We start from the raw sequence: 12,032 nt of genomic DNA, 5'->3' as shown, positions 1-12,032 counted from the left end.
CCCGCGGCCCAGGTCACCGTCGACCTCGTCGCCCGGCAGGTCCGTGCCCCCGGCATCACCGCAGGATTCGAGCTCGACGAAAACGCGCGCTGGCGTCTGCTGGAAGGCCTGGACGACATCTCCATCACGCTGGCCGAGGAATCCGCCATCGCCGACTACGAGTCCCGCCGCCCCCGGTTCACTCCCGACACGACGCCGCTCTCCCCCTCCCGCGTGATCGATCTCGCCGTGATTCCGGGCGACGGCATCGGCCCGGAGGTGGTGTCCGAGGGGCTCAAGGTGCTCGCGGCCGTCCTGCCCCCCGAGGTCGAGCTGAGGACCACCGAGTACGACCTCGGAGCGGACCGCTGGCACCGCACCGGGGAGACGCTCCCGGACGCGGAGCTCGCGTCCCTGGCACGGCACGACGCCATCCTGCTCGGGGCCGTCGGGGACCCCTCGGTACCCAGTGGCGTGCTGGAGCGCGGCCTGCTGCTGAAACTGCGGTTCGCGTTCGACCACTACGTCAACCTCCGCCCCAGCGTGCTTGTCCCGGGGGCCACGACCCCGCTCGCCGGGCACCCGGAGATCGACTTCGTCGTGGTGCGGGAGGGCACCGAGGGCCCCTACACGGGTAACGGCGGAAGTCTGCGCACCGGTACGCCCCACGAGATCGCCACCGAGGTGAGTGTCAACACGGCCCACGGCGTGGAGCGGGTGATCCGTGACGCGTACGCACGCGCGATGGGCCGCCCGCGCCGGAAGCTGACCCTGGTGCACAAGAACAACGTCCTGGTGCACGCGGGCCGGCTGTGGACGGAGGTCTTCGCCCGGGTGGGCGCGGAGTACCCCGAGGTCAGCACCGACTATCTGCACGTCGACGCCGCGACGATCTTCCTCGTGACCCGGCCCGAACACTTCGACGTGATCGTCACCGACAACCTCTTCGGAGACATCCTCACGGACCTGGCCGCCGCGGTCGGCGGCGGCATCGGCCTCGCCGCCTCGGGCAACATCGATCCGACGCGGACCCACCCCTCGATGTTCGAGCCGGTGCACGGTTCCGCGCCGGACATCGCCGGCACCGGCCGGGCCGACCCGACCGCCACCTGCCTGTCCGTGGCGCTGCTCCTGCGGCATCTGGGCTTCGACGACGAGGCGGCCCGGACGGAGAACGCGGTCGCCTCGGACCTCGCCGTGCGGGCCACGGCCCCGCCCCGTACGACCGCGGAAACCGGTGACGCCATCACCGCCCTCGCGGCCGGCACGCGTCGGCGGCACAGGGCGGCGGCCTCCGTCGAGTAGCGACCGGCCGACGAGCAGGAAGCGAGAAGCGACATGCCCAGAACGAACGCCCTGCGCACCGAGACCGCCGTGTGGGACCACTTCGACACCGTCGAGACCGGCGTCCGACGGCGTGTCGCCGTCGCGGACCCGGTGGTCAAGGCCCACCTCGACGGGCTGCTCGTACGCATCACCCGGCATCGCGCTGTGGAACACCCGCTCCTCAACACCTACCGCAGCACCCCCTTCGACCCTCGGCAGGAGCGCCTCTTCTACAGCGAGTGCCACTACTTCTTCCGCCATCTCCCCTTCTACATCACGGGTATGGCGATGATGACCCGCGACGAGATGATCCTCCGGGAGATCATCCTCAGCGTCGCCGACGAGGTCGGTACGGACCCGACGCGCTCCACGCTGTTCGCCCGCTTCCTGGCCCGTCTCGGCATCGACCGGGAGCATCTCGACCGGTACGAGCCGCTGGAGGTCACCCAGCAGCTCAACGACGGCATCCGGCGGCTGTACACCGAGTCGTCGATCTACACGGCGCTCGGCGCGCTCTACGCGGACGAGACGATGTCCTCCGTCATGGTCTCCAAGATCGACGACGGTCTGCGCAACCAGGGCTACGACGAGCCGACACGTCATTTCTGGACGGTGCGCGTCGACACCGAGGCGGAGCACGGCAACTCCGTCTGCAACGCGATCGCCCCCTACGTCGGCTCGGCCGACACCCGGCAGGAGTTCGAGGCGGGCGCCTTCGAGTTCCTGGAACTGGTGGAACGGTACTGGGACGGGGTGCACCAGCTCGTGGGCCCGGCCACCTGAACCGGGGCACGCCGGGGCGGGCCCCTCCTGTGCGGAAGGGGCCCGCCCCGGCGTCGGGGGAAACGTCAGATGCCCGACCAGGCGCCGCGGAGCGCCACCTCGTCGAACGGGGACTCCACGCCGGCGAGCACATGGGCGAGGGCCGCGTAGCACACGGCGTCCGCCTCGCCGAGGCTCTCGGCCTTGGACAGGTTCTTCTGCAACCGGTACAGCTGGGTGAAGGCCTGCTTGAGGTCCTGCCGGCCCAGCAGGCCCTTGATCTGCGCGGCGGCCTTGGACACCTCGCCGGAGCGCTCCCGCCCGGCGGCCGGCTCCCGCTCGCTGATGGCCGCGTGGGCCGTCAGGAAGCGCTCGCACGGCTCGATGTGCTGGGGCTTGACCGCCAGTGTGTCCAGCGGGGCGGCGTTGACGAGCAGGGCCAGGCGCAGTACCTCTTCCGGAATTCCGGGATCGGTGCCCTTGGCGAGCTGGGCGTTGCCGACGACCACGACCTCGGGCGCGGTCTTGACCACCGGTACGATCTCCGGTTCGGCGAGCAGCAGGCGCAGGGCCAGCAGGTCGTCCTCGACCCTGCTGGACGGGGTGACGACCGTCAGCTCGGCGGACCGGACGTGCTCCTCCACTGCGCTCAGCACGGGCGACAGGCTCAGGCGCACCGGCTCGCCGGACGCGTCACCGTGTGCCACCGTCCTGCGGCGCCGGTCCCACGGCACCTCGACATCGCCGTCGGGACCGACCGATGCGATACGGAAGGTGCCCATACCGGAATCGGTGTACTCCTCGACCAGCCCGCGCTCCGCGACGGCCGCGAAGTACACGGTCTTGGCCTGGTCGAAGGGCTGCCCCTCGGCGGTGGGGCCGACCCGGAAGGCGTGGCCGGACTTGATGTAGGGCGGCTTCATCCAGTCCGCCGGGGCTCCGTCGTAGTCCTTCGGCGCGAGCGAGAACCGGACGGGAAGGCCGACCTTGCGGCTGAACTCCAGGTCGGGCAGGTTGTGCCCGGGGTTGAGGAGGACCGCTCCCGTACCGAATTCGGCCTTGACCCAGTCGCCGACCCAGATGGGCAGGAGATCCCCGGTGAGCGGGTGGCGGCAGAAGCGCCCGGTGAACGAGGCGTGTTCGTCCGGGCCGAGGCCGGTGCTCAGGGGGTGCCCCGGGTGGACGGCGACGGCGCAGGAACTGGGCAGCCCCGTCCAGTCGGTGACGAAGGTCGTCAGGGAGGCGGGCTCGTCACCGCCGGCCTGGGGCCCGTCCTCCAGGGGGAACTCGAAGACGGCGCCGACGGAGCGGCGGACCAGCTTGCGGTGACGGGACACGGTCGACTGGGGCCAGCCCCCGTCGCCGTCGCCCGCGACCCGGTCGCGGGCGGCCGGGGTGGGCACGTAGCGCACCTCGTTCCCGTCGCCGATCAGCGTCGCCGCTTCGGCGAGCAGGCTGACGGCCTGGCGGGAGCCGGTGGCGTCCGTGGCGGCGGCGGTGGTGGCCGGGGCGTCCGCGGTCTCGATCGCGCGCAGTCGCCGCAGGCAGGCGCCCAGGGCCTCGCTGCGGAGGTTCACCTCGGGGGACTCCGGGTCGCGAAGGACCAGGACGGTAGTGCTCCTCACGTATGGCTCCAATGCTCTGGTTCGGTTCGGTGATTTCACCGGGGGAAGGGGGCGAGCCGCGGGGCTCAGGGCAGGGGCACGTTGGCGATGCCGACGACGGGCTCGTGGGCGGGGTGTGGGCGGGGCCGGGCCGCGCTCCACGGGAGGGTCGGTACCGGGGGTGTTCTCGCGAATCCGGCCGTGGCCTTGTCGGCTGCGATCTGGACGGCGTACGCGTGGAGCAGTTCGTGGATCACATAGCGCCCGGGGGCCGGCGTGCCGAGCAGATGGGTGTCGACGAGCGATTCGAGCAGGGCGTCCGCCTGGCTCAGGGAGATCCCGGCGAGTCCCGCCACGTTGTGCGTCCCGATGTGGTCGCCGGGCAGCCGGCCGAGCAGCCGGAAGACATGCTGCTGGGCACGGCTGAGTCCCCGGTACGCCTGATGGAACACTTCGACCAGGCTGCCGTCCTCCGCTTCCAGCGTGGCCAGCCGCTGCCTTCCCCTGGCGAGGTGGGAGGCGAGCTGGGCGACCGTCCAGGACGTACGGGGGCGGAGTTTGGCAGCGGCCAGCCGGATCGCCAGTGGCAGCCGTCCGCACATGTCGACGACCTCGTCCACGGCTTCGCGCTCCGCCGCCGCGCGTTCTTCCCCGACGATCCTGCCGAACAGGTCCCGGCCCTCCGCGGACGTCATCTCCCGGAGCGTGAGGTGGCAGGTGGCGATGAGGTCCATGAGCCGCGTACGGCTGGTCACGATGGTCAGGCAGCTCGGCACCCCGGGCAGCAGCGGGAGTATCCGCCGGGTGTCGGCCACGTCGTCGAGCAGGATCAGCGCGCGGCGGTCGGCGAGGAGCCGGCGCCAGGTGGCGGAGCGTTCCTCCAGGCCCTCCGGTATGTCGCCCGGTGGGTATCCGAGGCCGGTCAGCAGCGTGCCCAGGGCCGCCGCCGGGCTCGGCGGCCGGCCCGCCCCGGCGCGGGCGCCCATGTCGACGTACAGCTGCGCATCCGGGTACAGCGGCGTGAACTGGTGCGCGGCGTGCACGGCCAGTGCCGTCTTGCCGATGCCGGCCATGCCGTCGATCGCCAGGACCGCGGGAGCGACGGAGGGCGAGCGGCCACCGTCCGCATAGCTGCGGGCCATGTCGGAGAGCATGGCCGTCTCACGGGTCCGGCCGGTGAATCGGACGGCGGAATGCGGCAGGTTGTTGTGGGTGAGAACGGGAGCGGAGCGGGCCGGCGGGCGTCCTTCGCACCGCAGAATACGGCGGTGCAGTTCCTGCAATTCCGCCCCGGGGCCGGTGCCCAGTTCCTGTTTGAGTATGCGGCGGGTCTCCTCGTAGACGGCGAGCGCCCGCGCCTGCGCGCCGGAACGGTAGAGCGCCAGCATCAGCTGGGCCACGAGGCGCTCCCGGAGCCGGTTCTCGGCCACCCAGGTGGAGAGGTCGCCGATGACCGACTCGTGGTTGCGCTGGGCCAGTTCCAGTTCGACCCGCTCTTCCATGGCGGCGAGCCGCAGTTCCTCAAGGGCGGCGGTCTGCGCGCGCAGGCCGGGGCTTTCGAGTCCGGCCAGGACGGGGCCGCGCCACAGGCGCAGTGCGGCGCGGAACTCCTCCAGCGCCTGCCCGACGCCTCCCTTGTCCCGGTGCCCGCGTGCCTGGGCGACTCGTTCGGTGAACTCCCTGGCGTCCAGGCGCCAGCCGTCGAGTGCGAGGCGGTAGCCGTCCCCTGCCAGGGTGAGCCGTTCGGCGATCTCCGGATGGGTTCCGCGGAGGTCGGATGCGACGTTGCGGATCTGTTTGGCGCCGGTGGCGGGTGCCCGGTGTTCCCATACGGTGTCGATCAGACGGTTGAGCGAAACCGGTTCACCGGCGGCGAGGAGAAGCGCGCCGAGGACCCTCTGGCGCTTTTTCCCGGACAGTCCCAGGCGTTCTCGGCCACACCACACCTCAAGCAGACCCAGAACACGGCACTCCAGCACAGGGCCCTCATCTCTCGTAATCCAGTTGACGCGTTCCAGGGGAATACCGCGTTCGCGGTCCGGTAGGCCCGGTCGGGTGAAGGGGCCGGGCCCGGTCGGGTGAAGGGCAGGTGTGTCCCGCTTCGACGGGGGATGACCAGCGGCACACACCTGCCCGGCCTTTCACCGGCGGCTTTACGCGCGACGGCCCGAGACGGTCCGGTACGTCAGCTCGTACCGACCTCGGGTGCCACCGCTTCCCGCACCTGCGGAGCGGTGCTGCCACCCGGTCCACGGGCGGTCGCCGGCTCCGGGGCGGCGGCCGGCTCCCCGTCGCTCTCCTGCGGTGTGGTGGCGGCCTTCGCGGCCCGGTGTCCGCTGACCACGGCGAGGAACGCGCCGCCCAGCATGAGCAGGGCCGCCCCGGCCTGGGCCCAGGTGAAGGACTCCCCCAGGAAGGCGAACGAGAACAGGGTGCTGAACAGCGGGACGGCGAACATCATCACCGAGGCGGCGGAGGCACCGACGTCGCGAATACCCCGGACGTACAGCAGATAGGCGACGGCGGTCGGGCCGATGGCGAGGTGGACGGCGTTGACCCAGAAGCCACCGGACAGTTCGCCCCACTGGACACTGCCGAACTGCGGTGCGGCCATGACGGCGAGCGCCAGGGAGCCCGCGACGGTCGAGTACGTCACCGCCTGCACGGGGTCCATGCCGACCACCAGCTTGCGGTTGAGCAGCGTGTAGACGGACCACACGGCGGCCCCCACGAGGAAGATGGCGTCACCCGTGAGCCGGCCGGAGCCGCCCCCGCTGTGGACGGTGGTGGCGACGAAGAACAGCGCCGCACCGCATACGCCGATCACCAGACCGACGATGCGCGTCGGCCGCGCGCGCTCGCGGCCGCCCAGTATGAGGGTCAATGCGGTGATGACCGGCGTGAGCGCGGGAAAGATCACGCCGCCGTCGCTCGCCGGGGCCATGGTGACGCCCCAGAAGAACAAGGCGTTGTAGCCGAACACGCCGACCAACCCGGCCACGCAGGCGCCCACGATCGCCTTGAACGGCGGGGTCCGCTGCGGGCGCCGGAAGAAGGTGATCAGCAGCAGGACGATGGCGCCGCCGCCGAACCGGAAGAGGGCCGCGACCTCGTGCGGAACGTGTTCCACCGCGAATTTCGACGAGGGGAAGGCACTGCCCCAGAGCACCATGGTGAGCAGGAGCCAGCCGTAGGCTCCGAGTGGTTTGGTCTTCATGTCGCATCACACTCGTTCGTCTTCTCGAATCCAATGGGCCGGCTCGGCGGCCGTACGGTGAGGGCGTCGGCCGCGCGCAGGGTTTCGGCGATGGCGTCATGCACCCGCGCGGCATGCGCGAAGATGGCGAAGTGGTCGCCGATCAGCCGGTGCAGGGTGAATTCTTCGGTCGTCTGCTCCTGCCAGGCGTCCAGTTGGGCGACAGTGGCCCTCGGGTCGTCGGTCGCGGCGAAGGCGGTGACGGGGATGTCCAGGGGGGCTTCGGGCGTGTACCGGTACGCCTCGCTGACCGCGAAGTCGGCGCAGAGGAGGGGGTGCAGCATCCGCAGCATGGCCGGGTCGTCCAGCACCCAATCAGGGGTGCCTCCGTGGTGGCGCAGTACGTCCGCCAGCTGCTCGACGGTCAGTTCGTCCAGGCGTGAGGCGCGCTCGCCGATGTGGGGAGCGCGGCGCCCGGCGACGAAGAGGTGTACCGGCCGCGGGGCGCCGATCCGCCGCAGTTCCCGGCACAGTTCGAACGCGCAGATCGCTCCGGTGCTGTGTCCCAGGACGGCGTACGGTCCCTCGACAGAGGTCGCGACGGCCTCGGCGAGTGCGGCAACGAGCGGGCGCACGTCGCTCAGCGGGGTTTCGTGCCTGCGGGTTTCGCGCCCCGGTGGCTGGACGGGGCACAGGCCGATCCAGTCCGGCAGATCCGCGCCCCAGGCCCGGTACGCGGAAGCGCCCGCGCCCGAGTGCGGCAGGCACAGCAGCCGGACGGCCGCCTCTTCGGCGGCGCCGAACGGCAGCCAGGCAGTCTTCGTGCGCTGCGTGCTCATGGTCCTCTTCCTGCGTCGAGACGTCTGTGCATAGCGACCGTGCAGGCCTTGAGGACAAGGTCCGTGACTCCTGGCGTCTACGGCCATGAGCTTGGCAGCAGTTTCAGGCACTCGCTACTTCTCCCGAAACCCCTGCGGTAAGTTGGCGGCTATGCCGAATTTTGATGAGATCAATCGCGGCCTGCTGCTCGAACTCCAGAAGAACGCACGCCGCTCGAACCGGGAGTTGGCACGCACCCTCGGCATCGCCGACTCGACCTGCCTGGAGCGGGTCAAGAACCTCCAGCAGAGCGAGGTGATCGTCGGCTACAACGCCGAGGTGAACCTGGACGCGCTGGGACGCGGTCTGAAAGCGATGATCGCGGTGCGGATCCACCCGAAGAGCCGGCACGCCGTGGAGTCCTTCCGGGAGTTCGTGCTCACCCTCGGCGAAGTCCTGGACGTGTTCGTGGTGTCGGGGAGCGACGACTTCCAGGTGCTGGTGGCCGTACAAGACCCCCAGCACCTGGAGGACTTCGTACTGGACCGCATCGCGCAGTTCCCTTCGGTGGCCGACCTGCACGCCTCGCTCGTCTACGAGCACCTGCAGCGACGGCCGGTGGAGATTCTCGCGCCCAAGCCGAGGCGCCGCCGCCCGGCCGCGGAACTGACGGGCCCGGTCAGCACACGGACGAGCCGGCCTGCCGGTACGCCGCCTTCCGCATGAACGCGGCCATCGGCTCGGCCGCTTCGGCCGGGTCGGTGAACAGCGCGTAATGGCCGCCGGTCGGCAGGACGGACAGCGTCGCGCCCGCCACCAGTTCGGCGGCCCGCCGCGCGTGGCGGTGGCTCACCATCCGGTCGTCCTCACGGGCGACGAAGTGCGCCGGCACGGCCAGTCGTGCGCAGGCAGCGGCCGGATCGTAGTCACACGTGGCGTGGATGCCGAAGGCGAATCGCGTCAGCGCCTCGGCGTCCTGCCGGTAAGGGCGCGTGATCATGCGCGTCAGGTCCTCGTCGTGGATGCCGAGCACGGCCGACTCGTTGCCCCGCGGCCGTACCGCCTCGTGGTAGAAGCCGGCGCGTTCGCTGTCCGCGGAGATCTTCGCGCACATGTCGAAGACGGCGTTGCCGAGCCGGGCACCGGGGGTCCCGGTGAACAGCAGCGCGCCGTCGACCGAGGTGAAGGACAGGGCGCGCTCCCCGAGCGCGTGGGTGACGAACAGGCCGATCGAGGCGCCGGTGCACCAACCGGCGACATGGACGCGGGTGACGCCGAGCGCCCTGAGGACGGCCAGGGCGTCGGCCGTGTGGTCCTCCAGCGTCACCCGTGCCGCGCCCTCGGCGCCGGGGCTGCCGCGCAGCTCCCAGGTGATCATGTTGAGTCCGCGCCCCCGGAACTCCTCCCCCAGGCCCGACAGGAGGGCGTTCTCCATCCCTATGGCGTTGACGAAGAGCACGGCGGGCCGTTCGTCGTCGCCGAATGCGGTCACGTGCAGGGCGACTTCACCGCTGCGGACGGTTTCAGCGCGCACCGCGCATCTCCTCCAGTGCTGCCGCGAGCCTGCGGATTCCCTCGGCGATGACCGACTCGTCCGGGCCGAGGCTCAGCCGTACGCAGCGGGTCGCGTGCTCCGCCAGGAAGGGCGAGTCGAACGGTGGCACGAAGAAGTGACGGCCCGGGACGACGAAGACCTTCTTGCGCTTGAGCGCCTCGTACAGCGCGAGGTCGACGAACCAGTCGTGGTCGATCCACAGCCAGCAGAACATGCCGCCCTCGGTCGCGTGGAGGCGCCAGTCGACCGTGTCGGGCAGGAACTCGTGCAGCATCTTCTCGGCGACCTGGCGCTTGCGCCGGTAGTACGGCTTGATGACCTCGTCGGTGAGCGTGTCGATCACGCCGGTGTCCAGCGCCCGTTCGACCGTGGCCTGGATCAACTGCGGTGGATGCAGGTAGATGTTGGCGGTGAAGGACAGCATGGTGTCGATCGCGTCTTGCGGGCCGATCGCGAAGCCGAGCCGCTCGCCGGGCAGGCCCGCCTTGGAGAGCGTGAAGCAGTTGATGACGTGCGGGTGCCACGGCGGATCGACGGCGTCCTCCGCTACCCCGGGGAACGGGTCGCCATAGGCGTGGTCCAGGAACAGCGGTACGTCGCGCTCCTCGGCGATCTCGATCAGGCCGGCCAGCGCGTCCGCCGGAATGCTGCGGCCGGTGGGATTGCCCGGGCTGGAGAGCAGCATCATCCCCATGGAGGGTTCCCGGCGCACCGCGCCGAGGTCGAAGGTGTAGCGGAAGAGGCGACCGTCCTGGAACTCGACGCCGGGGGCGACACCGACGATGCCGTCCACGTCCAGACTCAGCCCCTGGTATCCGGTGTAGTCGGGGACGGACGGCAGCACCAGGCGCCGGAAGCCCCCGGCGAAGGGACCGGTGAAGGCCGTGGTCGCCATGAACGCCAGCATCTGGCAACCGGCTCCGACCAGGACGTTGCGGGCGGTGATGGACCAGCCGTAGCGGCGGTTGAAGTAGCGCACGATCGCGTCGACGAGGCCTTCGGCGCCGCGTGAGGGGCCGTAACGGCCGCTGACCTCCGTGAAGCGCTGCGCCGACGACTCCTGCTGCAACCGGAGCCAGGTGTCGGCCACCTCCGGGATGTGCGCCGGGTTGCCCGGGCTCAGATTGACCCAGGCCCCGCCGGAGGGGTCGGAGCCGGCCAGGGCGATGTCCTCCATGATGCTGCGGATGCCCGACAGACCGCCCATTTTCGCGCCCCGAAGGGAGAGTTCCACCGGCTCGGTCCTTCCGTTGAGAGGCCGTGTCGTTCTGTGCGTCAGCGTGCTGTCGCGTGGGGAGCGGGCCGCGCCCCGCGGGCGGGGGGAAACACCGCCGCCCGGTGTTCCCCCCGCCCGTCCGCAGGCCGACGCGGCTCCGTACCGTCGGTGGGCCGACGTAACTCCGTACCGTCCGTACCGGCCCCGTCAGCAGGCGCCCGGCGGGGCCGTCGGGCGGTGCGGTGTCACGACACCGCGGCCCGCGACTCCAGGTGGGCCGTGATGCCCTTGATCGTGGAGTACCTGAACAGCTCGTCCATCGGCACCTCGACGCCCAGCTCCTTGGTGATCCCGGCCTGGATCTCCGCCATGATGAGCGAGTGTCCGCCGAGGGCGAAGAAGTCGTCGTCGTCGGAGATGTCGTCCAACTTCAGGGCGTCTTTCCAGATCTTGCTGATCTTCTGCTCGGTCACGCTGTGTCCTCTCTGTGCCGCCGGCCGGATGACCGCGCCGGGCCCGGGCGCGTCAGTGGGTGTTCTTGACGGCGAACAGGTCGCCGTGGGCGTTGGTCGTGCGGAGCCGGTTGTGGCCGTAGGTGTCGCGGCCCGAGACCACGACGGCGCCGTAGTCCTTGAGGTCGAAGTTCTGGCCGTGCGCGGTGTAGGAGTCCTGATCGGGGTACACGCGCACGTGCGTCGGGACGTAGCGCGAGGTGATCGCGAACCGGGTCTCCCGCTCGGTGATGTTGGGCAGTGCGCCGTGCACACAGGAGGCGGTGAAGATGAGGGCCTCGCCCGGCTGCATCTCCACCTCGACGACGTCCTCGGGGCGCGGCTCCCAGTTCGGGTCCACGGCGAAGTCGGAGAAGTCGTAGCCGTAGAAGCCGGTGTCCTTGGTGAACGTGGTGACGTGGTCCGACGCGTAGCTGGCTTCACGGCCGCGTGCCGGGGACTTGCTCTCGTCGAAGATGCGCTCACGGTGGGAGCCGCGCACGAACCTCATGCAGCCGGTGCGCTTGGTCGCCGGGGTGAAGGTCGTCCACACCGTGATGTCGATGTACGCGTTCCAGTCCGTCGCCGTGGGCAGGAGCTGCGGCTTGCCGGTGGCGTAGCTGTAGTCGCGGACCTGGTGCCACTCGGTGCCGCGGGAGCCGGGGAACTTGGCGAAGAACTCGGTGCGCCAGGACAGCACGTCGGGTCCGAGGATCGCGTTCAGGTACTTGAGGATCGTGGGGTGCGTGACGTGCCGCGACAGGTCGGGGATGTCCAGGTGCCGGTCGTAGTTCATGCTGTTCTTGAACACCGAGTGGGTGGCGTCCTGGTTCTTGACGCGCACCTCGCGCAGGATCTCGGCGGCCTCGTCGGGCTCGTAGAGCTTGACCGGGCCGATGAATCCGTCCTGCATGAACCGTGTGATGTCGTCCTTGATGTCCTCGGGGACGATCGCGTCGCCGGCGATCGCCACGCCCGAGCCTACGGGGCCGACCTGAGTCTCGGTCATCGTGAGGTCACGTGTCCTTTCATGAGTTCCTGCATTTCTCGGCCGTACCGACACGCGGCCCGTTTCGGTCCCGGA

The 12,032-nt window shown here is 70.3% G+C and carries 11 protein-coding genes; 3 read left to right on the top strand and 8 right to left on the bottom strand.

What is annotated here, in order from left to right; translation table 11 throughout:
- Positions 1–213: 213 nt before the first annotated feature.
- Both ACFV57_RS39080 and ACFV57_RS39075 read left to right on the top strand, forming a co-directional pair.
- The gene (locus ACFV57_RS39080; RefSeq protein ID WP_385242847.1) at positions 214–1,284 is read left to right on the top strand and encodes a 3-isopropylmalate dehydrogenase; all 1,071 of its coding nucleotides are present in this window, start codon (positions 214–216) and stop codon (positions 1,282–1,284) included.
- Positions 1,285–1,317: 33 nt separating this feature from the next.
- Positions 1,318–2,088, top strand: coding sequence for an iron-containing redox enzyme family protein (locus ACFV57_RS39075; protein ID WP_385242844.1), 771 nt, complete (start codon positions 1,318–1,320; stop codon positions 2,086–2,088).
- Positions 2,089–2,153: 65 nt separating this feature from the next.
- Here the strand turns inward: ACFV57_RS39075 and ACFV57_RS39070 are convergent, their stop codons facing one another.
- The 4 genes from ACFV57_RS39070 to ACFV57_RS39055 all read right to left on the bottom strand — a co-directional run bounded on the left by ACFV57_RS39070 (position 2,154) and on the right by ACFV57_RS39055 (position 7,706).
- Positions 2,154–3,692, bottom strand: coding sequence for a hypothetical protein (locus ACFV57_RS39070; RefSeq protein WP_385242841.1), 1,539 nt, complete (start codon positions 3,690–3,692; stop codon positions 2,154–2,156).
- Between the two features lie 65 nt (positions 3,693–3,757).
- On the bottom strand, positions 3,758–5,650 hold the full coding sequence (locus tag ACFV57_RS39065) for a BTAD domain-containing putative transcriptional regulator (protein ID WP_385242838.1): 1,893 nt from the start codon (positions 5,648–5,650) through the stop codon (positions 3,758–3,760).
- A 206-nt stretch (positions 5,651–5,856) separates the two neighbouring features.
- Positions 5,857–6,888 carry a DMT family transporter gene (locus ACFV57_RS39060; RefSeq protein ID WP_385242835.1) on the bottom strand — a complete coding sequence of 344 codons (1,032 nt, stop codon included), beginning with the start codon at positions 6,886–6,888 and terminating at the stop codon, positions 5,857–5,859.
- The gene (locus tag ACFV57_RS39055) at positions 6,885–7,706 is read right to left on the bottom strand and encodes a thioesterase II family protein (protein WP_385242832.1); all 822 of its coding nucleotides are present in this window, start codon (positions 7,704–7,706) and stop codon (positions 6,885–6,887) included. Before ACFV57_RS39055 ends, ACFV57_RS39060 begins: the two co-directional genes overlap by 4 nt.
- Positions 7,707–7,857: 151 nt before the next feature.
- On the opposite strand from ACFV57_RS39055, the gene ACFV57_RS39050 reads away from it, so the two are divergent.
- Positions 7,858–8,412 carry an Lrp/AsnC family transcriptional regulator gene (locus ACFV57_RS39050; RefSeq protein ID WP_385242829.1) on the top strand — a complete coding sequence of 185 codons (555 nt, stop codon included), beginning with the start codon at positions 7,858–7,860 and terminating at the stop codon, positions 8,410–8,412.
- Here ACFV57_RS39050 and ACFV57_RS39045 read toward each other — a convergent pair.
- From ACFV57_RS39045 to ACFV57_RS39030, 4 genes are all read right to left on the bottom strand, one after another.
- Positions 8,366–9,220, bottom strand: coding sequence for an alpha/beta fold hydrolase (locus tag ACFV57_RS39045; protein ID WP_385242826.1), 855 nt, complete (start codon positions 9,218–9,220; stop codon positions 8,366–8,368). The two genes, ACFV57_RS39050 and ACFV57_RS39045, sit on opposite strands and share 47 nt — an antisense overlap.
- Entirely contained in the window at positions 9,210–10,475 is a 1,266-nt protein-coding gene (locus ACFV57_RS39040; protein ID WP_385242823.1) for an aminotransferase class I/II-fold pyridoxal phosphate-dependent enzyme, read from the bottom strand. The genes ACFV57_RS39045 and ACFV57_RS39040 overlap by 11 nt, the downstream gene beginning before the upstream one ends.
- A 227-nt stretch (positions 10,476–10,702) precedes the next feature.
- Complete coding sequence (locus tag ACFV57_RS39035; RefSeq protein ID WP_385242820.1) at positions 10,703–10,930, bottom strand: phosphopantetheine-binding protein; 228 nt, start codon at positions 10,928–10,930, stop codon at positions 10,703–10,705.
- A 52-nt stretch (positions 10,931–10,982) separates the two neighbouring features.
- Positions 10,983–11,957 (bottom strand): chlorinating enzyme, encoded by a 975-nt coding sequence (locus tag ACFV57_RS39030; RefSeq protein WP_385242817.1) that lies wholly within the window; start codon positions 11,955–11,957, stop codon positions 10,983–10,985.
- Positions 11,958–12,032 lie beyond the last annotated feature (75 nt).

Origin of the sequence: Streptomyces sp. NPDC059788 (genome assembly GCF_042732265.1) — a bacterium.
In the GTDB taxonomy this organism is placed as follows: domain Bacteria; phylum Actinomycetota; class Actinomycetes; order Streptomycetales; family Streptomycetaceae; genus Streptomyces.
This window is presented reverse-complemented; position numbering and strand designations above follow the sequence as displayed.